Source organism: Pengzhenrongella frigida, from assembly GCF_004168625.1.
In the GTDB taxonomy this organism is placed as follows: Bacteria; Actinomycetota; Actinomycetes; order Actinomycetales; family Cellulomonadaceae; genus Pengzhenrongella; species Pengzhenrongella frigida.
In genome coordinates, this window is the sequence record NZ_SDWW01000007.1 from 55,005 (window position 1) to 80,699 (window position 25,695).

The window sequence follows — 25,695 nt, forward strand, 5'->3', positions numbered from 1 at the left end:
ACGTCCGGGAATGTCGGTACGAGGTCAGCGCGCGGGGTTCGGTGGGCCGACGAGGTCAGTCGGACGAAGGCGGGAGGCGGGAGGTAGGAGTGATCCTGACGCTGACGCTGACGCTGGGGCATCGGGCCCGACGTTCCCGCGGGAACGTCAGATCTCGCGGTCAGCTCGCCGCGGCCTCGCCCCACAGGAACGGGGGACGCCGGAGCTGTCGGCCGCCCGAGGGCGTCGCCCATGCGCCCAGGGTGGTCTCGACCGCGAGCGACAGGTCGAGCCGGTCGCCGAACCATTCGGGGGTGGCGGTCCACGGGTCGATGTCGGCGCCGTGGGCCGTGCGGGCGCCGTCGACCGTGCCGACCATGGGCGGTGCCGGGCTGATGGTCGCGCCGTGGGGGGACGTGAAGCGGATCTCGCCGTCGGCTGTGCGCTCGACCCCGTACCTGCCTTCGTGGACGGCCCGGTGGTGGGTGCCGCAGAGGAGGACGAGGTTCTCCGCACTGGTCGGACCGCCGTCGGCCCAGTGCCGCAGGTGATGCGCATGCAGGTTGCGGCGGCGGGCGCACCCGGGGTACTGGCAGCAGCCGTCACGTTGCCACAGGGCCCGGGTCAGGGCCGCGGAGGGGAAACGCTGGGCGCGCCCGACGTCGAGCGTGGCGCCGGTGGGGCCGTCGGCGCTGATCACGATCCGTGCGTCGCACGCGAGCCGGCGCGCGGTCTCCCTCAGCAGCCCCGGGCCGCCCTCGATCCGGGGGCCCGGCGCCTGGCGGCTCCGCGGGGCGGTTGACGGCAGGCCCGGCTGCGTGGTGGACATGATCGGTGCTGGTGCTGGTGCTGGTGCTGGTGCTGGTGCTGGTGCTGGTGCTGGTGCCGAGGCCGGAGCGGCCGGAGCGGCCGCAGGGTCCGTCAGATCGGCCAGGGTGACGTGAACGACGAGCTCGGGGCGCCGGGTCGGGTTGGGGACCTGACCGGGGACGCGGCCGGGGACGTGGCCAGGGGTGTCCGACGACGGCTCGCTCGCTTCGGCGCAGATCGTGACCAGGGCGTCGGCGAGGGACCGCTGGGCGAGCGTTCCCGCGGGAACGTCCTGAGGGTCCTGGAAGGGGCCGAGCTCGGGATCGGGTAGCTCCTCGAGCGGGCGTGCATCGGACGCCTCGGCGATGAGCCGGTCGCGGGTGGACTCGAGAGCCTCGACGACGATGGCGCCGTCGTCGGGCGACAGTCGCGCGGTCAGGACGAGGGAGCCGTCGTCGTCCCAGCGCCAGGTGACCTTGCGGCTCGCGTGGCGACGGGACTCGTCCTCGGCGTCCAGCGCGCCGCCCAGGCCGCGGAGGTAGCGCTCCAACGGGCCGGCGGGGGTGACGAGCGCGAGCTCGACGAGCTCGCGCTCGCGCTCCGGGGTGGCGAGTCGGGTGAGGGCACGCACCTTGGAGAAGCTCAGCCGCCCTGCCGTGAAGGCCGCCCGGGTCTGGGGCAGGTCGCGCAGCGCGCGGGCGACGCGCACGTGTTCACGGGCGGTGCCGGTACCCAACGAGCACCGCCAGGTGAGCCAGTGTGCGCACGACAGGACACCGTCGACGGCCCATCCCTCGCGGGCGTCGAACTCCCCGAGCAGAACGAGGAACCGGCAGGTCGCTGCGTTGATGTGGCCGGCGAGGGTCGTCAACGCGGCTTCGAGCTCAGGAGTGCTGAGTCGGTCCGGAGGTACGGGGGCCAGTGGGGGTACGGAGGCGGGCGGGGGTTCGGAGGTCGGTGGGGGTGCGGAGGTAGACGGGGGTTCGGAGGTTGACGGAGGTACGGGGGCCAGCGGGGGTACGGAGGCGAGAGGGGATCGTGCGAGCGGGTCGGGTGCGGCAGGTGGGGACCCGAGGATCAGATGGGGGTCGCGCGCCTCGCCCCCCGTGGCGGTGGTCGAGGTCTCGGCTGCCTGGAATGCGGTGATTGTCCCCATCGATCCACGCTAGAACTCGCCACCCACACGCCCGGCGCGCTGCCGGGGGCGCGGCCCGATGAGCCACACTGCACCCGACGGCACCCCACACCCGACGGCACCCCACACCTCACCGAGCTCGGAGCACACCGGATCATGCGCAGGATGCAGGCTCGAGCTCGCAGGACCGTTGTCGCTCTCGCCGTCGGCCTCACCGCAGCGCTCGCGACCGGTGGGTGCACGGCAGCCGAGGCGCCGATCCCGGACGGCTCTGCGCGCCAGGAGATCGGCGCGTTGTCGGTCGCCGTGCCGGCCGAGTGGCAGTCCGTCGAGGGCACGACGGCGAAATGGCCGGCCGGCTGGGCGGATGCCGAGCTGGCTGCCGCGCAGTACGTGCTGATCGTGAGCCCCGAGTTCGGGACCGCCGGCGCGGAGCTGGGCGTCTCGACGTTCATGGCGGGCGCGCAGATCGGCGGCGTCGACGGCTACGCCTCACAGAAGTCGACCGATCCGGAACCGACCGACACCGTGGGGATCGCCCGCAACAACTACACCTACACCGGCACCGATGGCGCCGAGTACGAAGGCATCTTCTGGGCCGCAGCCGACCCGGACACCGGCATCACCGTCGCCCTGCAGCTCACCGGGAAGACCCTCCCGGCGGAGCTGGTGGATGGCATCGAGGCGAGCATCCGCGTGGTCGACGCCGCCGCGGTCACCCCGTAACTGCTGCTCCGTGACGGCTACCTCGTGACTGGCCCGGTGACGGCTGTCCCGTGACCGCTGCCGGCCTGCTGACCTCAGGCGGCCACGCGGTCGGGCGATCCGCCTACGGCACGTGGGCGGGTGATCCGGAGGGTGACGAACCCCCACAGCGCCGCCACCCCCGCGGCCACGAGGAAGCCGATCGCCGCACCGCGCTCCAGCGGCGTCTGCAGGTCCTGGGAGAGCCGGACCGTCTCGAGCCCCGGCCCCTCGCACGTCACCAGGTCGTTGCGAAAGCGCGGCTCGGCGCTCGACGCCAGGTAGACCAGCTCGCCGAGCTCGGGGTCGGTGATCGCCGCCAGGCTCTCGCTGCCCTGCGGCGTCCCCGCCGGCAGCACCGCCGGGTAGTTGCCGTCGAGGTTGCGCGACGTGCACACCACGGTGCTCACGTCGAGGCTCGTGCCCTGGCCCCAGAAGATGTTGGCCTTCGACGTCGAGACCCGGATCGGGGCCCCTGCCTGGTACGACGTCGAGTCGACCTTCACCGGCCCCGCGGCCGAGACGAGGTGGGTGACCCCGATCCCGGCGAAGAGCACGACCCCCGCAATGGCCAGGTAGCCCGACGTGCGCACCGCGGTGCGGAGGTTCCGGGCGGGCGACCTCACGTGCGGCCGATCAGCGTCAGGGTCGAGGCGCGTCGGGGTCGTGCAGGGGCGGGGGAGCCGGGACGGTCCGTCATGGTGTCCTTCCGGGGCAGCCGCCCGATCGTTGCGTGCAGTGCGTTCGCGCTTTAGGTAATACCTTCGCGTCCACCGGGTCGTCCGCGGTCGGTCGACCGTGCACGACCGCCCGGGCCCAGCATCGAGTCGCGCCGACGACGGCGTCGTCGTCCTCGGGTGTCGGCGGTCGAGCCTAGGCTGGCAGGGCCATGGACTCACTCTTCGCGAACCTCCCCCTGCCCGGGCTCAGCCGCAGCGAGCTCAGCGCCTCGGCGGCCGCCCGGTCCTCGCGGGCCGCTGCGACCGCGGTCGTCCCCGATGACGCTCTCCCGGTCGACGGCGGCGGTGAGGCGCCCGCTCGCGGACGCCGGGCGCCGTCGGGCATGCCGGGCGGGTCCGACGGCGAGCTGCCGAGCGGGTCCGAGGCTCCGATGCCGTCGGTACGCGATCCCGAGAGCCTGCTGGTCGGGCTGAACCCGCAGCAGCGCGAGGCCGTGCTGCACGCCGGTGGGCCGCTGCTGATCGTGGCCGGTGCCGGGTCGGGCAAGACGCGCGTGCTGACCCACCGGATCGCCTACCTGCTCGCGACGCGACGCGCGCGGGCGGGGGAGATCCTCGCGATCACGTTCACCAACAAGGCCGCCGCAGAGATGCGCGAGCGGGTCGAGGTGCTGGTCGGGCCGCCCGCGCGGTCGATGTGGGTCTCGACGTTCCACTCCGCCTGCGTGCGCATCCTGCGCAAGGAGCACAAGACGCTCGGGCTGCGATCGAGCTTTTCCATCTACGACTCCGCGGACTCGCTCAAGCTGATGACCATGGTCGCGCGCGAGCTCGACCTGGACCCGAAGAAGTACCCGCCGAAGGTGCTGATCTCGAAGATCTCGGCGCTCAAGGACGAGCTGGTCGACCCGGAGACGTTCGCGCGCGGAGCGGGGACCGAGGCGGAGGGGGCCGGCGAGTTCGACTCGGTGCTCGCGCAGGCCTACGCCCGCTACCAGGCGCGGCTGCAGCAGGCGCACGCGCTCGACTTCGACGACCTCATCATGACGACCGTCCACCTGCTGCAGGCGTTCCCGGCCGTGGCGGAGCACTACCGCCGGCGGTTCCGGCACGTGCTCGTCGACGAGTACCAGGACACGAACCACGCGCAGTACATGCTGGTCCGCGAGCTCGCGGGCATCGCGGCGCGGCCCGGCGGGGTGCCCGACGGCGGGGGAGCCGACTCCGCGGCCCAGTTCCCGCCCGGGGAGCTGACCGTCGTGGGTGACGCCGACCAGTCCATCTATGCGTTCCGGGGCGCGACGATCCGCAACATCGTTGAGTTCGAGGCCGACTACCCGAACGCGCGCACGATCCTGCTCGAGCAGAACTACCGGTCCACCCAGAACATCCTCTCGGCCGCCAACGCGGTCATCTCGCGCAACACCGGCCGCAAGCGCAAGCGGCTGTGGACCGACTCGGGCGCGGGTCCGGCGATCGTCGGCTACGTCGCGGACAACGAGCACGAGGAGGCGCGGTTCGTCGCGGAGGAGATCGACCGCCTGGGCGACTCCGACGGCGTACGGCCCGGCGACGTGGCCGTGTTCTACCGCGCCAACGCGCAGTCGCGCGCGCTCGAGGAGGTGCTGATCCGGGTCGGGCTGCCGTACAAGGTGGTCGGCGGGACGCGGTTCTACGAGCGGCGCGAGGTGAAGGACGCCGTCGCGTACCTGCGGGCGATCGCCAACCCCGACGACGACGTCAACCTGCGCCGCATCCTCAACGTGCCCAAGCGCGGGCTGGGTGACCGCTCCGAGGCGATGGTGCAGGCGTTCGCCGAGCGCGAGCGGATGTCGTTCGGGGCCGCGCTGGAACGCGTCGAGGAAGTTCCGGGACTGGCCACGCGCGCGATCACCGGCCTCCGGGCGTTCGCCACGATGATGAGCGACCTGCGCGACCTCGCCGCCACGGGCGCCGGCCCGGCCGAGGTGCTCGGCTCCGTGCTCGACCGCACCGGCTACCTCGCCGAGCTGCGTGCGAGCGACGACCCGCAGGACGCCGCGCGCGTGGAGAACCTCTCCGAGCTGCACGCCGTGGCGACCGAGTTCGAGGCGAGCGAACCCGAGGGTGACCTCGCGGACTTCCTCGAGCGGGTGTCCCTGGTGGCCGACTCCGACCAGATCCCGAGCGCGGACGACGGCGACGGCACCCCGAAGGTGGACCAGGGTGTGGTCACCCTCATGACCCTGCACACCGCCAAGGGCCTCGAGTTCCCGGTGGTGTTCCTCACCGGGCTCGAGGACGGCACCTTCCCGCACATCCGTTCCCTGGCCGACGACGCCCAGCTCGCGGAGGAGCGCCGGCTCGCCTACGTGGGGCTCACCCGCGCCCGGGAGCGGTTGTACGTCTCGCGCGCCGCGGTCCGCACATCCTGGGGGATGCCGAACGAGTTCCCCGCGAGCCGGTTCCTCGACGACCTGCCCGAGGAGCTGGTCGACTGGCGCCGGCGCGAGTCGAGCATGGCGGTGCTGCGCGCGGGCGCCGGGTACGGCTCGGGCTACGGCGGGTCCGCGCCCAAGAAGCGTCCCGTGCCGCCGTCGCCCGACGGCCCGAAGTTCGGTTCCGCGACGCCCCGCCCGGCCGGAGACGTGCCCAGCCTGGCGATCGGTGACAAGGTCACGCACGACTCCTACGGCCTCGGGACCGTCGTCGCGGTCGAAGGCGCCGGACCGAACTGCGTCGCGAAGATCGACTTCGGCAGCGACGGGACCAAGCGGTTGCTGCTGCGCTACTCGCCGGTCACCAAGCTCTGATCCGGGCGGGCGACGAGCGAGAGCCGCGCGCCCGGCACGATCCGCCACTGGCTCAGCAGGCCGGCCGGCACCTCGAGCACGGACCGGGCCCGCAGCCGGGGGAGCCCGAGGCGGGACGTCGCCATCGTGGTCACGGCGAGCACCCGACCGGCGCGATCCAGGAACGCCAGGTCGAGCGCGTACCGCATCCCGAAGGTGTGCACGCTCGAGCAGCGCTCGATCCACAGGGCGCCCGGGAGCGGATCGGTCCCGAGCAGCCCGGTGCGCCGTTCGGCAGCGGCGGTCGCACGCCACGCGGACGCCGTCCGGTCGCCGTCGACCAGCAGCCAGAAGGGCGCCGACGGCGTGGACCACGTGGGGGACAGGGAAGACATCGATCTCCTCGCCGAGCGTCAACGGATCGCGATGATCTGCAGGCCAGCGTAGATGCCGCTGACCTCGTCATTCACCCGTCCGCGGGTGGCGAGCGGTCCTCCGCGGCGACCCATGTAAGGTCTGCCGTACTCGCCTCACCGTCGGCAATCGCCCGCGTGCTGAAGCTTGAGGCTCAGGGGGAGACTCACATGACGGTTCTCGGGCTCGATGCGTGGCGCGCAGGGGTCGGTGACACTCGCCACACCCCTTCTCTCACGGTGGACGACGTCGTCGACGCGCTGGCAAGCGTCCCGTCCGGGGACGTCCTCCTCATCGCCGGTGGTGCTCAGACCGCCCATGCGGCGCGGATCGCCCTGAGCACGCTGCGCCGAAGCGATGTCGCGCTCGTCGAGGTCAGTGGATCCCCCACCCGCCGCCACGCGGTGCGGCTCGGGCTCGACCTGCTGTGGCCCGATGCGTACGGCTGCGCCGACGTCGTGCTGGCGGCCGTCGACGCCGAGTGCAGCACCCAGGCGCTCGTCTCCTCGGTCACCCGCCTGAGCGACCCGAACCCCCGCCTGACCGACCACGTGGCGAGCTGGTTCCCCGGCCAGTTCTTCGCGGTGGACGTCGACGCCGGCGAGATCGTGCGCACCCGGATCCCGGAGCTTCTCCTGCCCACGGGCGAGTTCGCGGTGCTGGCGTCGCAGTGGTCCCGCCCCGAAGGGCCGGAGATCGCCCCCCTCCCCAACGCCCGGGTCGAGCTGGCGGGACCGCCGCGCTCGGCACCGTGGCAGGCGAAGCAGTGGGTCGAGGTGACCGTCATGCGGTCGCCGATCGTGGACACCGTCCAACGTGCCCTTGCGGCGTCGCAACCCCGCGGCTGCCCGTCGTGCGCCCGTGCCGTCACCGGCGCCCAGTGCCGGTTCTGCGGCATCGTCGTGGCGGCATCGACCCGAGGTACCCCCATCCCGACCGTGGTGTTCGAGCCGTCCCACTCTGAGGAGACCTACGCGTGAACCCCCGTCAACGTCGCGGTGTGCTGTTGATCATTGCCACCGCGATCGGGGCGCTCGTCGTCTTCGTCGCGGTCCTGTCTGTGGTCAGCGACGTGCGTTCGCAGGTCGGCCCGACCGCGATGGTCCTCCAGCTGACGACCGACGTCCAAGAGCTCCAGGCGATCACCCCCGACATGATCGAGGAGGTCTCCGTGCCGGAGCGATGGATCTCCGAGACCGCGATCCTGTCCGCCGACGAGGTGGTCGGCAAGGTGTCTGCCTCCGTCTTCGCGCCGGGAACCACCCTCCAGCAGGGCATGCTCATCGACCCGCCGGGGCTCCAGGCGGGCTACCGCGAGGTCGCGATCCTGGTGAACGCCGAGACCGGCGTCGCCGGCAAGGTCCGGTCCGGGGACCGGGTCGACATCCTCGCCACGACGGCGGGCACGGAGACCTCGGCCGACCGGGCCGAGGTGTGGGTCGCCAACGCGCTCGTGCTCGAGGTTGGGATCCCGCGCTCGAGCGAGGACACCGACTCGTCCGGCAACTTCTCGCAGCAGCAGGGCGTCCCGGTGACCTTCGCCCTGCCGGTCGAGGACGCGCTGCGCCTCGCCTACGCCGAGACCTTCTCCGAGAAGCTCCGGCTCGCACTGCGTGGTCGCGGTGACGAGGGCGCTCTCACCGACTCCGATTCCTTGTTCCAACCGGTCGCCGGGAGCAGCTCATGAGTACTCGCGTCCTTGTCGTCACCTCGCGGCCGACCATCCGTGAGCAGGTCCGTGCCGTGCTCGCCGAGGCCGAGGGCATCGAGCTGGTCGAGATCGTCGAGGACGGCGCCGAGATCGTCTCGGCGCTCGACCGGGTCGGCTCCGTCGATGTCGTCCTCGTCGACGAGATGCTCGGCGACCGCAACGGGCTCGACGTGGCCCGCGAGGTCGGCCTGGCGCGTCCCCTCAGCGCCATCGTCCTGATGGCCTCGCACCCGACGTCCGAGATGCTCTCCGCAGCCATGGACGCGGGCGCTCGGTCGATCGTGGCTGCGCCGCCGTCGCTCGAAGAGGTCGGGTCCCGGATCGAGAGCGCGGCCGCGTGGTCGCGCTCCGCTCGTCGGCACGTCGCCTCGGACGTGATTCCCGCCGGCGAGGCCGGCCAGGTGATCGCCGTCGCCGGAGCGAAGGGGGGCGTCGGCACGACCCTGATCGCTCTCCTGCTGGCGCGCAGCCGGGCCGCGGACCGTTCCGTCTGCCTGGTCGACCTCGATCTGCAGACCGGTGACCTGGCTGCGTACTCCGGCATCCAGGTCCGCCGCAACATCGTCGACCTCGTGGAGGTCGCGGACGAGCTCAGCGGCCGCGCGATCGGTGAGACCACCTACGACATCGGCCACGGCCTGCGGCTGCTGCCCGCGCCCTCCGATGGTGAGCTCGGCGAGGACGTGACCGCCCGCGCGGCTCGGCTGATCATCGCGGCCCTGCGCTACCAGTACGACCTCGTCGTGGTGGACTGCGGCAGCCGGCTCGACGACGCCACCTCGATCGCCCTCGAGCTCGCCGACCGGGCGGTGCTCGTGGCGACGCCGGACGTCCCCGCGCTGCGCGCGGCCCGCCGGATGATCGGCCTGTGGCAGCGCCTCGAGGTCCGGGACCCGGCCGCGGTCGATCTCGTCATCAACCGCGCCACGCGGTCCTCCGAGGTCCAGCCGGCGCTGGCGCCCAAGCTCACCGGGGTGCCGGTGACCGCGGTCCTCCCGGAGGTCGGGTCCGCGCTCGAAGACGTGATGAACACCGCGACCGTGCTCGAGGCGCGCATCAGCGTGCTCGACCGCGCGGTCGAGGGGCTCGCGCTCGCGGTGCTCCCTCCGGTCGCCGCGCCGGTCATCCGGATCGCGCCGCAGGAGCTCGACCCGAAGCAGCGCCGGGGCCGACGGCGGCTCGCCGACCGGGAAGCCGGCCAGATCGTCGTCGAGACGCCCATCATCATCGGCATCGTGCTGGTCCTGACGCTGTTGGCGATCCAGCTCCTGCTGTTCGGCGTCTCGCACATCGTGGCGTCGAACGCTGCCGACGAGGCCGCTCGCGGGTACGCGATCGGGCTGGACGACAACGGCGTCCGCGACGCGGTGCAGGACGCCATCCCGACCGGGTGGGATTCGGGATGGGCGCTCGACCGCAACGGTCCGGACACCGTCCGGGTCACGATCCGGACCCCCTCGATCGTCCCCAGCATGATCCCGGAGGCCGGTTCGACCGCGCCGATCCTGTGGGAACCCCGATGAGGCTCCGGTTCGCCCGCCGGTCCGACCGCGGCTCGATGGCGGTCGAGCTCATCGGGTTCGTCCCGGTGCTCACCCTGGTCACGCTCCTGCTGGTGCAGGGGTTCCTCGCGGCCGCGGCCGTCACCTCGGCGCAGCAGGCGGCCCGTGACGGTGCGCGTGCGGCCAGTCTCGGTCGAGACGTGAGCGTGGCGGTCGACGACCAGATCCCGTCCTGGGTGACGCTCGAGAACCTCGACCGCTACGCGTGCTCGGGTGAGTGCGTCGCCGTCGAGGTCCGGATCCCGATCGGCATCCCCGGCATCACCGTGCGGGACGTGACCGTCACCCGCACCGCAGAGTTCCCGAGAGGGTGAGCGACTGATGGCCCTGCGCGACCGCGTCAACCGTGCCGACCGGACCCCCTCGGAGCCTGACGACCTGATCACCCGGTACCGGGACCGCCTGCTCGAGGAGATCGACCTCGACGAGCTCGCGCGGCTTGCTCCGGCGCAGCGCCGAGCACGCCTCGAGCGCATCCTCGGCAGCCTGCTGTCGATCGAGGGTCCCGTCATGTCCAGCCGGGAGCGCTCTCAGCTCATCCAGCGGATCGTCGACGACTCCCTCGGGCTCGGGGTGCTCGAACCCCTGCTGGCGGACGAGACCGTCACCGAGATCATGGTCAACGGCCCGAACGACGTCTTCGTCGAGCGCGGCGGCCGCCTCGAGCGCGTCCCCACCACGTTCTCCTCGATGGAGCACCTGTACCAGACCATCGACCGCATCGTCTCGACGGTCAACCGTCGCGTCGACGAGTCGAGCCCGATGGTCGACGCCCGGCTGCCGACGGGCGAGCGCGTCAACGTCATCATCCCGCCGCTCGCCCTCGACGGGCCGACCCTGACCATCCGGCGCTTCCCGACGCCGTTCCGGTTGGCGGACCTCATCGGGAAGGGAACCCTCGACGACCACCTCGCGCTGCTCCTCGGGGCCTGCGTCCGGGCGAAGCTGAACATCCTCGTCACCGGCGGTACCGGTTCGGGAAAGACGACCTTCCTCAACGCGCTGTCCGGGCTCATCCCGGACGACGAGCGCATCGTCACCATCGAGGACGCGGCCGAGCTCTCGCTGCAGCAGGAGCACGTCGTCCGGCTCGAGTCGCGGCCGGCGAACGTCGAGGGGGTCGGTCTGGTCGCCATCCGCGACCTCGTCCGCAACAGCCTGCGGATGCGTCCCGACCGGATCATCGTCGGGGAGGTCCGCGGCGGGGAGACCCTCGACATGCTCCAGGCCATGAACACCGGCCACGAGGGGTCGCTCACCACGGTCCACGCCAACAGTGCGACGGACGCGCTCGGCCGGTTGGAGACGCTCGCCTCGATGAGCGAGCTCGAGCTGCCGATCGACACCATCCGCGACCAGATCAACAGCGCCCTCGACCTCGTCATCCACCTCGACCGCGGGGCCGACGGCGTCCGTCGCGTCGCGGAGGTGCAGGCGCTGGTCTCGCACCGGCGCGAGGACTACCGCGTGGAACAGGTGTCGCGGTTCGTCCAGGACGACCTCGTCCTGGAACGGACGGTCACCGGTCGGTTCGTGCACCAGCCGCTGCCGGACGACCTCCGCGCGCGGCTGCTCCGGGCGGGCGAGGCGGTTCCGGCCGCGTTCGGGGCCGTGACGCGGTGAGCCTCGGGCTGATCACCGCCGTTCTCCTGGTGACCCTCGTGCTCGCCGTGGTGGCGGTCGCCACCCTCGCGGGGAACATGAGTCGTGAGCGCGAGCTCGCGTTCGCCGGGGGCTCGAACACCGAACGCCGCGGCGTCGTGGTGCGCGGGTGGCTCGACGGGTGGGTACGGCGGACGACGTGGGGTCGTCGCCTCGGTGCGCTCCTCGCGGGTGCCGGACTGAGCTGGGGGCCGCTCGGCTTCCTGGTGCGGGCCGGGGCGCTCGGCGCCGGTTCCGTCGCGCTGGTCTACGGCTTCGTCGGCAAGATCGGCTCCGCCGTGGTGCTGGTGCTGGTCGTGGTCGGGCTCAAGAAATGGCTCGAGTACCGGCGCACGAAGCGGATCGAGCACTTCATCGGCCAGCTTCCCGAGCTCGCCCGCATCCTCGCGAACTCCGCGGCGGCGGGCCTGGCGGTTCGCCGAGGTCTTGAGCTGGCGGCGCGGGAGATGGAGGAACCGGCCAGCGGTGAGATCGAGCAGGTCGTGGGCCAGCTCGCCGTCGGGCAGACGCTCGAGAAGGCGATGCGTGAGATGCAGGAGCGGCTGCCGTCCCGGGAGCTGCTCGTGCTCGTGCAGACGCTCGTCATCCAGAGTCGTGCGGGTGGTGCGCTCGGCAGCGCGCTGAGCGGGATCGCTGCGACTCTCGACGAGCGCCGCGAGCTGCGCCGCGAGGTCCGCACGGCCGTCATGGGGGTCGTCTTCGGCGGATACACGGTCATCGGGATCGCACTGTCCTCCGTGCTGCTCCTCAACCTCATCTCGCCCGGTGCCCTGGACGAGATGGTCACCAACCCGATCGGGCAGGTCGCGCTCGCGGCGGCAGGGATCTTCTTCACCGCGGGCTTCTGGCTCATGGGCAAGTTCACGAAGGTGGACGTGTGATCACCCTCCTCATCTCCCTGTCGGCGGCGCTTCTCGTCGTGCTCGGCGCCGTGGGTCTGCGCCTGCTGCGGACGACAGGGCTCGAGCTGCTCCCCGAGGTCGGTGCCGACTCGGGCGACGGCACCAAGCGCGCCGGCGTGTCCGGTGCGTTCATCGACGGCGTCGGTTCGCGGTTCCAGCGGTTGTTCCTGACGCTGTACGGGACGGGCCGGCTCGGCAACCTCGATGTCCGCCTGCGCCGCGCCGGACGTCCGGAGGGCCTCACGGTCAACAGCTACGTACAACGCCAGGCCGGCTTCGTCGTGATCGGCGTGGTCGCTGCTGCGCTCTTCGCGATCGTCCGCCAGCCGTTGCTCGGCATCCTGCTCCTGGTGGCGTTCGTGGTGTGGATGGACCTGTGGCTCCACCTCGTCGGGAAGTCGCGCATCGCGCAGATCGACCGGGAGCTGCCCGACTTCCTGGACGTGCTCGGAGTGACCGTCACCGCCGGCCTGTCGTTCCGGCAGTCGGTGGAGCGCGTCTGCGAGTTCCACGACGGTCCGTTGGCCCAGGAGATGCAGACCGCGCTGCGGGAGATGTCGATCGGCGTGACTCGCCGGGAGGCCTTCATCGGCGTCCGGGATCGAACCCGTTCGGAGTCGGTGGGGACGTTCGTCACCGCGCTCCTGCAGGCCGAGGAGCTGGGTGTCCCGCTCGCGCAGGCGCTGCGGGACATCGCGGCAGAGGTGCGCCGCGAACGCGCCCAGGAGGTCCGCCGGCAGGCGGCCAAGGCTGCGCCGAAGGTCGCGCTCGTCGTGACGACCACCATGCTGCCCGGGGCGATCATCCTCATGATCGCCGGCCTCATCCTGGCCAACCGCGAGGTGTTCCAGAACGTGTTCGGATGAGTGCCGAGGGCGAGGACGCGGAGACCGGAGCGGTCGCGGGAGTCGTTCGGCTGCTGTGCGACGCGCGGCTCGCCACCCTCTGCGTCGCCGCCCTCACGGCCGCGATGGACGACGCCGGCGGCGCGGTCCTGTTCATCGTGCTGGCACTGCCCTTCAGCTTCGTCCCGCTGCGCTCGTGGGACCGCAGAGGAGCCATGTTCGCCCGGAGCCGGATCCTGCTCTGGTGCGACGTCCTGATGACCCTGGTCGTCATGGGCTTCCTGGTCGTCACCTTCGGGATCCCCGAGATCGGCGCGATCTACGCGTGCGCCACCGCGGCCCTGTTCGGGGTGGTGCGGGGTCGGCGCTGGGCTGCGCCGGTCAGCGCGGCGCTCGCCACCTGGCAGGTCCTGCTCCTGGTGCTCGGGGGTGAACCGATCGCGTGGCAGAGCGCCACCGCGACCTTCACCGGCGCCGCGGCGATCCTCGGCCTCGGCTGGGGTGGCGAGCGGCTGGGCGAGATCCTGCGGCACCAGGTGGCGATCTCGCGCGAGCTCACGCGGACGAGGTCCTTCGAGGCCGCGACGCAGGAACGTGCTCATCTCGCGCGCGAGATGCACGACTCGCTGGCCAAGACCGTGCACGGCATCGGCCTGCTGACGACGGCGCTGGCGGAGCAGCTGCGGCAGGACGGCTCGCCGCGCGAGCCCACCGCCCGGTTCATCGAGGTCGCCTGCCGCGAGGCCAACCGCGACACGCGCTCTCTCCTCAAGGGGCTGCGCGTCCTGACCCACGGGTCGCTCACGGACGCGGTCCGTGCGTCGATCCAGCGCTGGTCCGACGCGACCGGGATCGGCGCCTCGCTCGAGGTGGTCGACGGCGCGGTGGGGTCGGACGGCGCGGTGGTGCCCGACGGCGTGGTGGGGTCGGACGGCGCGGTGGGGTCGGACGGCGTGGTGACCCCCGGCGGAGCGGTCGACGCGGAGGTCTCTTGGGCGGTCGTCCGACTCCTCGACGAGGCGCTCGACAACGTCCAGCAGCACGCGAAGGCGACAACCGTGCGGGTCGAGCTCCACCTGGGGGACGACGTGCAGCTGAGCGTCGTGGACGACGGACGCGGGATGGAGCTCGCCGCCGACGGCGGGATCGACGTGGACGCGCTCCACACGGGCGGGCACTTCGGGCTCGTGGGGATGACGGAGCGGGTCGGCGACCTCGGCGGCCGGGTCCGGTTCGCGAGCGGTCCGGGTGCCGGCACGAGCGTGCTCGTCGAGCTGCCGAGGCTCGCACGATGAAGATCCTGGTGGCAGACGACAACGCGGTGGTACGGCTCGGGCTGCAGGCCGTGCTCGATCAGGTGCCGGACGTGTCGGTCACGCTGCTGGCGGCCGACGGCGTCCAGGCGCTCGAGGTCGCCCGTGCCGAGCGCCCGGACGTGGTCCTACTCGACGTCCGCATGCCCCGCCGCAGCGGCCTGGACGTCCTGGCCGAGCTGACCGAGATCGCGCCGGTGCTGATGATGACGCACTCGGACGAGCCCGAGACGATCCGGGCGGCCCTGGCGGGCGGGGCGAGGGGCTACCTCGTGCACGGCACGCTGACGATCGCGGAGATCGCCGCCGCGATCCGGACCTGCGTGGCCGGTGGCATGGTGCTCGGACCCCAGGCCGCGAGTGCGATGTTCGCCCAGGGGCCCGTCGTCGCGCACGTCGATGTCCAGGTGCGTGCGCGACTGAGCACGCGGGAGCAGCAGATCATGGACGCCGTCGCGACCGGGATCTCCAACGGCGAGATCGCCGTGCAGGAGTTCCTCTCACCCAAGACGGTCAAGAACCACGTGAACAACATCTACGCCAAGCTCGGGGTCTCCTCGCGCGCCCAGGCCATGGCGCTCTGGGTCGGGAGCGCCCCGTCGTCGGCCGATCCGCTGGGCCCGGGCCCACGGAACTTGGGCCCCCCGGCGGGCTCCCGGGCCCTGGGGCGGGTGCCCGGACCTTCGTAGGTTGGGTGTCGTTCAGGGAAAGCCTGTCTCAAACCGGAGGTCATCATGAGTTCGATCCAGCGCGTTGCCGTCAGCACCCAGGTCGCTGTCGTGGGGTTCGTCGCCGGTGTGTTCAACCGCCTCGGTGACCGCGAGAAGGGGCAGTCCTCGGCCGAGTACGCGGGCATCATCATCGTCGCGGTTACCCTCGTCGGGCTGCTGATCGCGGCCGCGACCACGTGGGGCGGCTCGATCACCACCCTCATCTCGAACAAGATCGCGGAGCTCGGCTGATCCAGCTCTGCCCGCAGTCCCGCACGTCCCGCACGTCCCGCACCATGACCGACCGGAGCCGTTCGATGTCTGCTCGTCGCACGACGTACCTCGCCGGGGTCTGCGCCCTCCTTGTCGGTCTGACGGCCTGCACCGGGGAAGCCGAGCCGGGCCGGGCAGGCACCGAGCCGACCCCCGCCGGGTCGTCGTCACCGAGTGAGCCCGCAGTCTCCGAGACGGTCGCACGTACCGTCGTCCTGGGTGACCAGGAGGTCTCGTTCGAGGTCGGTCCGGTGCGGGTCCAGGACGGCGTGGGGCTGCTGTCGGTGCAAGCCACCGAGGTCGACCCGGGCGACGGCAAGAACGGCGCCAATGTCGATCTGGCGCTGTCCGACCCGTACAGCGACAACCGCATCGGCCCGAGCGGGGCGCGTCTCGTGGACACCGCCGCGGGCACGGTCTCGACGGTCGCGATCGACGGGGCGGACCACGCGGTCATGACCACGGGCAGCAGCCAGCTGTCGGACGAACCGGTCACGATGGTCGCGGGTTTTGCCGCGCCGACCGGAGAGACCGTCGACGTGCTCCTGCCGTACGTCGGCTACTTCGTCGGGGTCCCGGTCCTGACCGAGGCGGACGACGGCGCGGCTGCGGTTGCGCTCGCGGATCTGACGGACTCCGCGACGGCGGACCTGACCCTCCCGGTCGCGACGCTCGACCGGTACACCGAGGACCAGGCCGGCGCTGTGCGTACCCGCACGGAGGCGGAGGAGGTCACGGTGGCGATCGCCGCGGACGTGCTCTTCGCCGCGGACTCGTCGGACCTGGGCCCCCAGGCCGACGCCGCCCTGGCCTCGGCGGGGGCGCAGATCGCCGCGTACAGCGCGGGCGCCCTGACCGTGGTCGGCCACACCGACGACGTGGCCTCCGACGAGTACAACCAGGACCTGTCCGTCCGCCGGGCGCAGTCGGTCGCGGACCGGCTGGCCACCCTCGTCGACCTCGCGCCCTACCCCCCTGCGGTCGAGGGGCGCGGTGAGAGCGAGCCCGCCGCTGCCGGCTCGAGCCCCGAGGCTCGCGCCTCGAACCGACGCGTCGAGCTCCTGTTCACCCCGAGCGCCGATGCGACGCACGCCGGTGAGGAACCCGCTCCCGTCGGGGAGCTCCCCGCAGCCGAGGGGCCCGTCGGCACCGGGGCTGCCGGGGTCGAGGTCGCCTTCCTGAAGGACGCCAAGTTCGCCGTCAGCCTCGACGAGGTCCAACGGGTCGGCGACACGCTGGTCGGTCAGGTCCGGGTCGAGCGGCTCGCCGGTGGACGCGCAAACCTGGCCCACTTCTTCTCCGCCGGTGCCTGGGGAAGTCGGGGGAAGCTCGACATCCAGGTGCAGTGGGCGGCCACGAAGCTCACGCTGCTCCAGGGCGGCACCCGTTACTTCCCGTTGGACTACGCGCGCGACGACCTGGGTCAGCGTGACCCGCTCGCGGACCGGTACCTGAGCACGCCGTTCGGCGACGGGGAGGTCCAGACCGTCACAGTGGTGTGGCCGTCCGTGCCGGGTGACACCGTGGCCCTCGACGCACCCGTGTTCCGGTCGGCGACCGACGCGGAGTCGGGCGGGCCCGCCTTCCGCCTGACCGACATCCCCGTCGTCGAGCCATGAGCCAGTCCCGACGGCCGGGCCGGGCCGGTCGGGAGCGCGGTCAGTCCAGCGTGCTGCTCATCGGCTCCGTGATGGTCGTCGTCGTGATCGCGATCGCGTTCCTGGTGCCGTTCGGGTCGTACTTCGTGGACAAGCGGGAGTCCTCCACCGCCGCCGACGCCGCGGCGCTCGCCGCGGTCGGTGCCTGGCGGGACGACCTGCGCGCGGCCTACGACGGGTTGGACTCGGCTCCGAGCGATGCTGCCTTCTACGGGCACGTCGGCGATGGCCTCGGCACGTACCTGTCCTACCTCCCGGCGCGGCAGGTCGCCGCCGACTTCGCGGCGCGCAACGACGCGGAGCTGGTCGACTTCTCGGTGGACGGTGCGCGCGGTGCGGTGTCGGTCCGGGTCCGTTCGGTGGACCTCGTGCCCGGGACCTCCGAGCGGGCCGAGTCCACCGCGACGGCGCGGCTGCGGTTCGCCGGGGGCTTGTGCGTCAACCACGGTGTGCTCGGAGTCGTGCTGGCGGGCTCGTGCAAGACCTCCGCCCCTCCCGCCCCGCCCGCTCCGGCCCCGACGCCGACCCCGACCCCGACCGCCCCGGACCCCGCGGCGCCGACCCCGACGCCGACGCCGACCCCCGAACCGCCGCCGTACGAGATCCCTGGTGGAGTCGAGGGCTTCGCCGTGACAGCGGTACTGACCAGCTCCTGATCTTCTTCTGACCCGAATCTGACCATCCCCGACCTGGAGCGACCATGCCCACGATCTACTGGCGCCCGACCGCCCTCGGCGTGCTCTTCGGGGTGATGAGCTACTTCATCTTCACCGTGGGGATCCTGGTCCCGCTCACCGACGTGCTGCTGGTGGCGGACCCCGGCGTCGTCACGGTCGTGATCGTCGCGGGCATGATCGCCCTGCAGGTGATGACCGGCGCCCTGGTGACCTCGCTCGTCCGGCGGCGGGTCGGCATGGAGCAGCGCCGCGAGGCGATCGCGACGGTGTTCGGCGCCGGCCTGATCGGCTGGTTGCTGGTCAGCACCCTGACGGCGGCGGCCGCGCTGGCGACAGGTGAGGCGGTCAACTACGCGAACGTCGCGCTCACGTTCCCCCTCTGGGTCGGCGTCCCGCTCGTGGGCCTGGCGCTGGTCGCTCCGGGGGCTCGAACGGCCGGGGCGAACCGGTACGTGGACCGACTCGACCGCGAGCGCGGCGCGGTGTCCGCGGAGTACTCCGGCCTCATCGTCATCGCGGTCATGCTGGTCGGCACCCTGCTCCTGACCTTCGGCTCGGGCGGAGCGGTCTCCGAGCGGATCAAGTACGTGATCTGTGAGGCCCTCACCTTCGGCCAGGGCGGGTGCACCGCGCCGGGGTCGGCGGCGTCGGAGGTCGACCCGCACATGCCCACGGAGCCGTGCGTCCAGTCCAACATCGCCGACAACCGGGAGCTGTCCGGAAGCGTCATGTTCGTCGCGGCCAAGGGCGGCGGCATGATCCGGATCGAGAAGCTGTCGGACGGCACGTACCGCGTGTCCACCGAGGCCACTGCCGGAGCAGGTGTCACCGACGGGGTCGGGGCGGGCGCCACCATGACCGTCGACGGTGTCGTGGTCGGCATGGACGGGCAGGCCTCGGCCACCGCCCTCGCCTCGGGCACCGTGGGCAAGACCTGGGTCGTGGACGGGGTCGACGACCAGGAGGCCCTGGTGTCGTACCTCAAGGAGCAGCGTGACTTCGCCAGCATGGGTCCGGTGGGCTCGGTGGTGGAAGGCTCCCAGCAGCTGTGGAACTGGATCACGGGTGGCGAGACCTACGAGCCGCCGGCGCCGTCCGAGTACTACGGCGAGGCCGGGATCTCGGCGAACGTCGGCGCGAACGCGACGTCCCTGACGACCTCGGGCTCGGCCTCGCTGGATGCGGCGGTCGCGATCGGAGGCAGGGTCAACGTGGAGACGGGTGCGGTCACGACGTACTACACGTACACCCTCGAGGGCGGTGCCGGCGCCGCGGTAGCCAGTCCCGGCACGACCGTGGAGGCGAGCGCCTCGGGCCGAATCGAGATGCTCGTCGCCGTCACCGTCGACCCCGAGGGGAACCCGCTCGAGATCGAGGTCCAGGGTCAGGCGGTCGGCGAGGCGAAGGCTCAGGCGGAGAGCATGTTCGGTGGCACGGAAGGGCCCGCCGGGAGCGGGGGGCGTCTCTACACGGCGTCGGTCGAGCTCACCGGCGCCGAGACGACCGCCATCGCGACCGACCTGATGCAGGCGGTCGGGATCCCGACCGGAGGCCGGGCCCCGGTCAACCAGGGGCTGGCCGCGTACGATGCGGTCGACACGTTCTTGGGGGCAACCCGTGAGCGCGGCGTGGTGACCTGGCAGGACCTGACGACCGAGTCCGAGACGCCGTTCGCGATCTCCGCCGGCGGCAAGGTCGGCCCGGTCGGGCTCGGTGTGTCCTTTGAGAACAGCACCGTGACCACGAACTCGACGAACGCTCACTATCTGTCCAACGGAGTCTGGAAGGTCTGGAACGAATGCTGAGAAAGTCGACTGTGCAAGGCGTCGTCATGGCGGTCGCCTCGATCGCGCTCGCCGCGGGGTGCTCCGGAACCGGCAACGCCACCGACGACGCGACCAAGGACCCGTTCGCGCCGACCGGTGCCCCGAGCGAGTTCGAGCAGATCGCCGGCGCCGAGGGTGAGGACGTCCCCCTGGGGTCGGGCCTGTCCGTCGTCGTGCCGGCGGGATCGACCGCCGAGCCGGTGGTCTCCAAGGTCGCCGGCTCCGAGTTCGTGATGTACCGGATGCCCGACGCCGATGCCGAGGGCTTCCCGGTCCTTCAGCTCAGCTGGGGGAAGTCGGACGTGGGGGCGATCGAGGGCTCGTGGACCCATGAGACCACCATGACGGCGAGCAAGGTCGTCTCGGACTACGAGCGCTCCAGCGTGACCTGGCCCGGTGCCGATGTCGCCGTGACCGCCACGTGGACCGAGGAGATCGCCCGGGACTCCGGGACGATCGTCGCGGACGCCGCCGCGCTGTGGTTCGACGCCCCGGACGGGACCAAGGGCGTGGTGATGGTGTTCGTCCAGGAGGGCACGCTCGAGGGCTCGACTGCCCTGGACGCCCTGCAGACCCTGACGATCGGCTGAACGGCGCCGTGCCTGTCGTCCTCACCTTCGTCGCCCTGTTCACCCTGATCCCCGCGGTCGTGATGGTCGCGGCGGGCCTGCGGCTGAGGCGGCGACCCGCGGAGGTCGCGCGGGTCCCGGTGACGGCCGTGGTGGTCCACGTCACCGCCGACCGGGCCTCACGCGTCACGTTCGACTATCCGGCGCCCGACGGGAGCAGGTTGCGCGCGACCCGGCTCTGTGGCCTGGCGACCATCCGCGACAACGGCCTCACGGTCTACGTCGACCCCACCAACCCCACCGATGTGAGTCTCGGCGGGATCGCCAGTGCGAGCGGCTTCGGGGGCGTGGCCCTCATCGGGGGCGGGCTCCTGTTCGGACTCTTCGGACTGACGCAGCTGGTCAGCATCGCGGTCGGCGCCGTGCGCTGAGGGACGAGGTTCCCCGGGCCGCGAGCCCGGTCGGGCGACTGTGGCGTGCCCAACATCTCTCGATGTGAAGATATCTGCCAGAACCCGACTACGATTCCCTTCGGCGACGTGGCCATTCCCGGCTCACGCCCCGCGGTCGACGGAAGGACGCAAGCCAGGTGGACCTGTTCGAGTACCAGGCACGTGACATCTTCGAGAAGCACGGCGTCCCCGTGCTCGGCGGCATCGTCGCCAGCACGCCTGAGGAGGCCCGCGCCGGCGCGCAGGCCCTCGGTGGCGGAACCGTCGTCGTCAAGGCGCAGGTCAAGGTCGGCGGTCGCGGCAAGGCCGGCGGCGTCAAGCTCGCGCACACGCCCGACGAGGCGGCCGAGAAGGCCTCCGAGATCCTGGGCATGGACATCAAGGGCCACACGGTCCACCAGGTCATGATCGCCGCCGGCGCCAAGATCGCGCAGGAGTACTACTTCTCCGTGGTGCTGGACCGCTCCGAGCGTCGGTACCTCGCGATGGCCTCCGTCGAGGGCGGGATGGAGATCGAGCAGCTCGCCGTCGAACGCCCGGACGCCCTCGCCCGCGTCGCCGTCGACCCGCTGGTCGGCATCGATGCGGCCAAGGCCGCCGAGATCGCCGCCGCGGCCGGGTTCGCGCCCGACGTCGCCGGCCCGATCGCCCAGGTCTTCGTCAAGCTCTGGGACGTCTACAAGGGTGAGGACGCCACGCTCGTCGAGGTGAACCCGCTGGTGCGGACCGAGGACGGCTCGATCGTCGCGCTCGACGGCAAGATCACGCTCGACGGCAACGCGGACTTCCGCCACCGCGACCACGCCGACCTCGAGGACGCCGCCTCGGCCGACCCGCTCGAGGCGCGGGCGAAGGCGAAGGGCCTCAACTACGTCAAGCTCGACGGCACCGTCGGGGTCATCGGCAACGGCGCGGGCCTCGTGATGAGCACGCTCGACGTCGTCGCGCTCGCCGGCCAGCTGCACGGCGGCGTCAAGCCGGCGAACTTCCTCGACATCGGGGGCGGCGCGTCTGCGGAGGTCATGGCCAACGGGCTCGACATCATCCTGTCCGACCCGCAGGTCAAGTCCGTCTTCGTCAACGTGTTCGGCGGGATCACCGCCTGCGACGAGGTCGCGAACGGCATCGTCGCCGCGCTGGAGATCCTCGGCGACCACGCGACCAAACCGCTGGTCGTCCGGCTGGACGGCAACAACGTCGTCGAGGGCCGTGCGATCCTCGCCGCTGCCGCGCACCCGCTGGTCACCCTGGCCGACACGATGGACGGCGGCGCGGCGAAAGCCGCCCAGCTGGCCAACGCCTGACGCCCCGCCGACGCTAGAGAAGAGACGACGCAACCATGGCAATCTTCCTGACCGCGGCCTCCAGGGTCATCGTCCAGGGCATGACCGGCACCGAGGGGATGAAGCACACGACCCGCATGCTCGCGGGCGGCACCACGGTGGTCGGCGGCGTGAACCCGCGCAAGGCGGGCACCACTGTCGAGTTCCCCGTCGGTGACGGCACCGGCGACACCATCGCCATCCCGGTCTACGGGTCCGTGGCCGACGCCGTCGCGACGTCCGGTGCGAACGTGTCCGTCGTCTTCGTGCCGCCGGCCTTCACCAAGGCCGCGGTCATCGAGGCCGTCGACGCCGGCGTCCCGCTCGTGGTGATCATCACCGAGGGGGTCCCGGTCAAGGACACCGCGGAGTTCTTCACCTACGCGCAGGCCCGCGGCGTGCGCCTCATCGGCCCGAACTGCCCCGGCCTGATCAGCCCCGGAAAGTCGAATGTCGGCATCATCCCGGCGGACATCGCGGGCGCCGGCAAGATCGGTCTCGTCTCGAAGTCGGGCACGCTGACGTACCAGATGATGTACGAGCTGCGGGACCTCGGGTTCTCCACCGCGATCGGCATCGGCGGCGACCCCATCATCGGCACGACCCACATCGACGCGCTCGAGGCGTTCGAGGCCGACCCGGACACCGAGGTGATCGTGCTGATCGGCGAGATCGGCGGCGACGCCGAGGAACGCGCCGCGGCGTACATCGCCGAGCACGTGACCAAGCCGGTCGTCGGCTATGTCGCCGGCTTCACCGCGCCCGAGGGCAAGACCATGGGGCACGCCGGTGCGATCGTCTCCGGCTCGTCGGGCACGGCGCAGGCCAAGAAGGAGGCCCTCGAGGCCGCCGGGGTCAAGGTCGGCAACACGCCGAGCGAGACCGCCGACCTGATCCGCGCGATCCTGACCTGATCGACGAGCCGACCTGACCCGACCGACCTGACCGACCTGGCCCGACCCGGCGCGCCGGGACCCGCCGGCGCGCGATGTGCGGCGACCATGGGGGAGTGAGCGGCTCGGCGGGACACACCACAAGCACCTCCGGCGGCCGGATGGCCCAGGCCGGTCGCCGGGTGCTGACGATCGGCGATCGCACGCCCAAGGACGGCGGCAGCGGCATCGACGGTGCCCCGCGGTGGGCGGCCGGCCTGGCCGCCGGGGTGCAGGCCGCGATCCTGTCGCTCGCCGTGGTCGTCGCGCCGACCCTCGCCGCCTATGTCGCGACCTCCGCCGACCCGACCAACGACGACGTCGGCTGGCTGCGGTCGGTCGCGGTCGGTGCCGGGATCTGGTTGCTCGGGCACGGCGTGCCGGTCGCGGCGGGTGCAGTCACCGTGACGCTCGTCCCGCTCGGGATCACCCTGCTCGCGCTGTTCGCGTGCTTCGCCTCGGCCCGGCGGTCCGGCCGGGCCGCCTGGTCGGGCTACGCGGCGTCGGTCGGCGGGTACGTCGCCGTCGTGACGGTGGTGGCGATCGCCGTGTCGGCCGGCGCGCTGGGCGTCGGCCGGGCCGTCGTCGGCGCAGCGGCCATCGGCGCGGTCGGGCTCGGGGCGGGGCTGCTGTCCCAGCCGGGCGCGCCGCCGCTGCGGACGGTGAGCCGGCCGGTGTGGATCCGGGTACCGGGCTTCGTGCGGGCCGGGGCGGCGGCGGGCGCGGTCGCGATCGCGCTCCTCGTCGGGGTGGCCGTCACGCTCACCGTCGTGTGGATCGTGGCCGGGCGCGAGACGATCACGAGCGTCGGGCAGAGCCTCGCGCTGGACGCGATCGGCGGGACGGTGCTGGCCGTGGCCCAGCTCGCCCTCGTGCCGAACCTGGTCGTGTGGGCGCTCGCCTACGTCGCCGGACCGGGCTTCGTCGTCGGCGCCGGATCGCACTTCGCTGCCGGTGAGGTGGTCGCCGGCCCGCTGCCTGCGCTCCCGCTGCTCGGCGCGCTCCCCGCACCCGGGGGGTCGACCGACCTGACCACCTGGTGGCCGCTCGCGCTCGTCGGGGTCGGCGCGCTGGCCGGCTGGTACCTGCACTCGCGGCTGGCGCGCGGAACGTGGTGGCACCCGGTGCTCGCGTCCGCCGTGGTCGCCGGGGTGGCGGGAATGGGGACCGGCGTCCTGGTGTCGCTCGCGAGCGGCTCGGCCGGACCGGCCCGGATGACTGAGGTCGGAGCGTCCGGGCTGCTCGTCGGGCTCGCCGTCGCGGCCGGGGTCGCCCTCGGCAGCGTGCTGGTGGCGCTGCCGGCGAGCATCGAGGTGCGTGCCGCGGTCGCTCGGGCGTGGGGTCGGTTCCGGCACCACGGCGTCGCTGCCGACTGACGTCCGCAGGTCGGTCCGAGCAGGCCGGTCCGCGCAGGCCCGTCCCAGCAGGTCAGCTCGAGCTGGTCCGGCCGAGCTCGCGCAGCCGGTCCTCGAGCGTGGTCTCGTACTCGATCTGGCAGGTCTCGGTCGCCGCGATGGTGAGCGCACCGTTCAGGCACTGCTGGCGCTCGAGCTGGACCGGCCACAGTGCGAGCAGGCTCGCCAGGGCGATCGACATCAGGGCGGTGAACGCGAGCCCGATCGCGAGCATCGGCACGAGCAGGCCCCGCAGGCCCGCGCGCCAGACGGCGCTGAGCGCGCGGATGCCGACGACGAGCGCCGCCACGACGAACCCGAGCGACGCCGCCTGCCAGGGCAGCGGGAGCGCGCTGGTCACGACGCCCGCGAGGAGCAGCAGCGAGAAGTGCTGCACCCGCCGGCTCGCCGCGCGGGTGGCCTCGGGGTCGGGGCGCGGTGCGGTCCGACCCACCTGGTCGGGGTCACCCGGCCGGGGCGGTCCGGGCGGACCGGGCACGGGGTGCGGCGGCTGGCCCGGCGGGTGAGGATCGGGCGTCGGCGGGCGCGGGGCATTGCCCGACGGCGGTGCGTACGGATTGCCCACGTGCCCTCCAGGCGCTGCGCGCGACCGACCTGGCCGCACACGTCATTGTTCCCCACAACCTCGCCCCCCACGCCCGGGGTCGTCCCCACGACGTAGGGTCGTCGCCGTGACCGCAGCCCACGGACCGCTCGATCCTCGCCCCGCCACGATCAGCGCGCGTCGCGTCGTGGTGCTCGTCTCGGGCGCGGGCAGCAACCTCGCCGCCCTCCTCGCCGCGCACGACGACGCGGCCTACGGAGCGCGCGTCGTCGGCGTCGTGAGCGATCGGGCGGCCGCCGGGGGGCTGGACATCGCACGCGCAGCGGGCATCCCGACCGCCGTCGTCGCCCCGCGGGACTTCGAGGACCGCACGGGCTGGGACCGGGGGCTGGCGGACACCGTGGCGATCTTCCGCCCCGACCTCGTGGTGAGCGCCGGGTTCATGCGGATCCTCGGGGCGGGGTTCCTCGCCCGGTTCCCGGCGCGCGTGCTCAACACGCATCCGGCGCTGCTGCCCGCGTTCCCGGGCGCGCACGGCGTGCGGGACGCGCTCGCGCACGGCGTCAAGGTCACCGGCTGCACGCTGCACGTGGTCGACGCCGGCGTCGACACCGGGCCCATCGTCGCCCAGGTCGCGGTCGCCGTCGGAGAAGACGACGACGAGCCGGCGCTGCACGAGCGGATCAAGGTCGCCGAGCGGGAGCTGCTCGTCGAATGGGTCGGGCGGATCGCCCGCGGCGGGCTCACGGTCGAGGGGCGCCGCGTCGTCGTCGGCTGATCCGTTATCCT

The 25,695-nt window shown here is 72.3% G+C and carries 25 protein-coding genes; 21 read left to right on the forward strand and 4 right to left on the reverse strand.

The genetic code is table 11. From position 1 onward, the window contains the following. Nucleotides 1–160: 160 nt before the first annotated feature. Nucleotides 161–1,660 (reverse strand): HNH endonuclease signature motif containing protein, encoded by a 1,500-nt coding sequence (locus EUA98_RS20185; RefSeq protein ID WP_165372715.1) that lies wholly within the window; start codon nucleotides 1,658–1,660, stop codon nucleotides 161–163. Nucleotides 1,661–2,089: 429 nt separating this feature from the next. On the opposite strand from EUA98_RS20185, the gene EUA98_RS04390 reads away from it, so the two are divergent. Next, a complete protein-coding gene (locus EUA98_RS04390) occupies nucleotides 2,090–2,650 on the forward strand; it encodes a hypothetical protein (protein ID WP_130101454.1) in 561 nt (186 codons plus the stop codon). 74 nt (nucleotides 2,651–2,724) lie between these two features. Here the strand turns inward: EUA98_RS04390 and EUA98_RS04395 are convergent, their stop codons facing one another. After that, the gene (locus tag EUA98_RS04395) at nucleotides 2,725–3,294 is read right to left on the reverse strand and encodes a hypothetical protein (RefSeq protein WP_130101455.1); all 570 of its coding nucleotides are present in this window, start codon (nucleotides 3,292–3,294) and stop codon (nucleotides 2,725–2,727) included. 263 nt (nucleotides 3,295–3,557) lie between these two features. Here EUA98_RS04395 and pcrA point away from each other — a divergent pair, with 263 nt between their 5' ends. Continuing rightward, nucleotides 3,558–6,140, forward strand: a complete 2,583-nt coding sequence (pcrA, locus tag EUA98_RS04400) for a DNA helicase PcrA (protein WP_207218968.1) — start codon at nucleotides 3,558–3,560, stop codon at nucleotides 6,138–6,140. Here pcrA and EUA98_RS04405 read toward each other — a convergent pair. Continuing rightward, on the reverse strand, nucleotides 6,116–6,514 hold the full coding sequence (locus EUA98_RS04405) for a DUF192 domain-containing protein (protein WP_130101456.1): 399 nt from the start codon (nucleotides 6,512–6,514) through the stop codon (nucleotides 6,116–6,118). The genes pcrA and EUA98_RS04405 overlap by 25 nt on opposite strands. A gap of 189 nt (nucleotides 6,515–6,703) precedes the next feature. Between EUA98_RS04405 and EUA98_RS04410 the strand changes: the two genes are divergently transcribed. The 18 genes from EUA98_RS04410 to EUA98_RS04495 all read left to right on the forward strand — a co-directional run bounded on the left by EUA98_RS04410 (nucleotide 6,704) and on the right by EUA98_RS04495 (nucleotide 24,323). Next, nucleotides 6,704–7,513, forward strand: a complete 810-nt coding sequence (locus EUA98_RS04410) for a hypothetical protein (RefSeq protein ID WP_130101457.1) — start codon at nucleotides 6,704–6,706, stop codon at nucleotides 7,511–7,513. Nucleotides 7,514–7,533: 20 nt separating this feature from the next. Further along, the gene (gene cpaB, locus EUA98_RS04415; RefSeq protein ID WP_207218969.1) at nucleotides 7,534–8,220 is read left to right on the forward strand and encodes a Flp pilus assembly protein CpaB; all 687 of its coding nucleotides are present in this window, start codon (nucleotides 7,534–7,536) and stop codon (nucleotides 8,218–8,220) included. Next, nucleotides 8,217–9,767 carry a response regulator gene (locus tag EUA98_RS04420; RefSeq protein WP_130101459.1) on the forward strand — a complete coding sequence of 517 codons (1,551 nt, stop codon included), beginning with the start codon at nucleotides 8,217–8,219 and terminating at the stop codon, nucleotides 9,765–9,767. The genes cpaB and EUA98_RS04420 overlap by 4 nt, the downstream gene beginning before the upstream one ends. Beyond that, nucleotides 9,764–10,120 (forward strand): TadE/TadG family type IV pilus assembly protein, encoded by a 357-nt coding sequence (locus EUA98_RS04425; protein ID WP_130101460.1) that lies wholly within the window; start codon nucleotides 9,764–9,766, stop codon nucleotides 10,118–10,120. Before EUA98_RS04420 ends, EUA98_RS04425 begins: the two co-directional genes overlap by 4 nt. Nucleotides 10,121–10,127: 7 nt before the next feature. Further along, nucleotides 10,128–11,429, forward strand: a complete 1,302-nt coding sequence (locus tag EUA98_RS04430; protein WP_130101461.1) for a TadA family conjugal transfer-associated ATPase — start codon at nucleotides 10,128–10,130, stop codon at nucleotides 11,427–11,429. After that, complete coding sequence (locus tag EUA98_RS04435; protein ID WP_130101462.1) at nucleotides 11,426–12,349, forward strand: type II secretion system F family protein; 924 nt, start codon at nucleotides 11,426–11,428, stop codon at nucleotides 12,347–12,349. The genes EUA98_RS04430 and EUA98_RS04435 overlap by 4 nt, the downstream gene beginning before the upstream one ends. Next, on the forward strand, nucleotides 12,346–13,236 hold the full coding sequence (locus EUA98_RS04440) for a type II secretion system F family protein (protein ID WP_130101463.1): 891 nt from the start codon (nucleotides 12,346–12,348) through the stop codon (nucleotides 13,234–13,236). Before EUA98_RS04435 ends, EUA98_RS04440 begins: the two co-directional genes overlap by 4 nt. Beyond that, the gene (locus tag EUA98_RS04445) at nucleotides 13,233–14,510 is read left to right on the forward strand and encodes a sensor histidine kinase (RefSeq protein WP_130101464.1); all 1,278 of its coding nucleotides are present in this window, start codon (nucleotides 13,233–13,235) and stop codon (nucleotides 14,508–14,510) included. Before EUA98_RS04440 ends, EUA98_RS04445 begins: the two co-directional genes overlap by 4 nt. Further along, nucleotides 14,507–15,217 (forward strand): response regulator transcription factor, encoded by a 711-nt coding sequence (locus EUA98_RS04450; protein ID WP_130101465.1) that lies wholly within the window; start codon nucleotides 14,507–14,509, stop codon nucleotides 15,215–15,217. The genes EUA98_RS04445 and EUA98_RS04450 overlap by 4 nt, the downstream gene beginning before the upstream one ends. A 45-nt stretch (nucleotides 15,218–15,262) precedes the next feature. Then, on the forward strand, nucleotides 15,263–15,490 hold the full coding sequence (locus EUA98_RS04455; RefSeq protein WP_130101466.1) for a hypothetical protein: 228 nt from the start codon (nucleotides 15,263–15,265) through the stop codon (nucleotides 15,488–15,490). A gap of 65 nt (nucleotides 15,491–15,555) precedes the next feature. Next, nucleotides 15,556–17,130: an OmpA family protein gene (locus EUA98_RS04460; RefSeq protein WP_165372716.1), complete on the forward strand. Its 1,575-nt coding sequence runs from the start codon at nucleotides 15,556–15,558 to the stop codon at nucleotides 17,128–17,130. Beyond that, a complete protein-coding gene (locus EUA98_RS04465) occupies nucleotides 17,127–17,825 on the forward strand; it encodes a pilus assembly protein TadG-related protein (RefSeq protein WP_130101468.1) in 699 nt (232 codons plus the stop codon). The genes EUA98_RS04460 and EUA98_RS04465 overlap by 4 nt, the downstream gene beginning before the upstream one ends. Before the next feature lie 44 nt (nucleotides 17,826–17,869). Continuing rightward, nucleotides 17,870–19,651, forward strand: a complete 1,782-nt coding sequence (locus tag EUA98_RS04470) for a hypothetical protein (RefSeq protein ID WP_130101469.1) — start codon at nucleotides 17,870–17,872, stop codon at nucleotides 19,649–19,651. A gap of 26 nt (nucleotides 19,652–19,677) precedes the next feature. Next, nucleotides 19,678–20,262 carry a hypothetical protein gene (locus EUA98_RS04475; protein ID WP_130101470.1) on the forward strand — a complete coding sequence of 195 codons (585 nt, stop codon included), beginning with the start codon at nucleotides 19,678–19,680 and terminating at the stop codon, nucleotides 20,260–20,262. Between the two features lie 8 nt (nucleotides 20,263–20,270). Further along, a complete protein-coding gene (locus EUA98_RS04480) occupies nucleotides 20,271–20,672 on the forward strand; it encodes a hypothetical protein (RefSeq protein WP_130101471.1) in 402 nt (133 codons plus the stop codon). Nucleotides 20,673–20,830: 158 nt separating this feature from the next. Beyond that, on the forward strand, nucleotides 20,831–21,997 hold the full coding sequence (gene sucC / locus EUA98_RS04485) for an ADP-forming succinate--CoA ligase subunit beta (protein ID WP_130101472.1): 1,167 nt from the start codon (nucleotides 20,831–20,833) through the stop codon (nucleotides 21,995–21,997). 35 nt (nucleotides 21,998–22,032) lie between these two features. Next, nucleotides 22,033–22,929: a succinate--CoA ligase subunit alpha gene (gene sucD / locus EUA98_RS04490; RefSeq protein ID WP_130101473.1), complete on the forward strand. Its 897-nt coding sequence runs from the start codon at nucleotides 22,033–22,035 to the stop codon at nucleotides 22,927–22,929. 95 nt (nucleotides 22,930–23,024) lie between these two features. Then, entirely contained in the window at nucleotides 23,025–24,323 is a 1,299-nt protein-coding gene (locus EUA98_RS04495; protein ID WP_242511269.1) for a cell division protein PerM, read from the forward strand. 52 nt (nucleotides 24,324–24,375) lie between these two features. Here the strand turns inward: EUA98_RS04495 and EUA98_RS04500 are convergent, their stop codons facing one another. Continuing rightward, nucleotides 24,376–24,927, reverse strand: coding sequence for a hypothetical protein (locus EUA98_RS04500; protein ID WP_130101474.1), 552 nt, complete (start codon nucleotides 24,925–24,927; stop codon nucleotides 24,376–24,378). A gap of 106 nt (nucleotides 24,928–25,033) precedes the next feature. Between EUA98_RS04500 and purN the strand changes: the two genes are divergently transcribed. Then, entirely contained in the window at nucleotides 25,034–25,684 is a 651-nt protein-coding gene (gene purN, locus EUA98_RS04505) for a phosphoribosylglycinamide formyltransferase (RefSeq protein ID WP_130101475.1), read from the forward strand. Nucleotides 25,685–25,695: the final 11 nt, after the last annotated feature.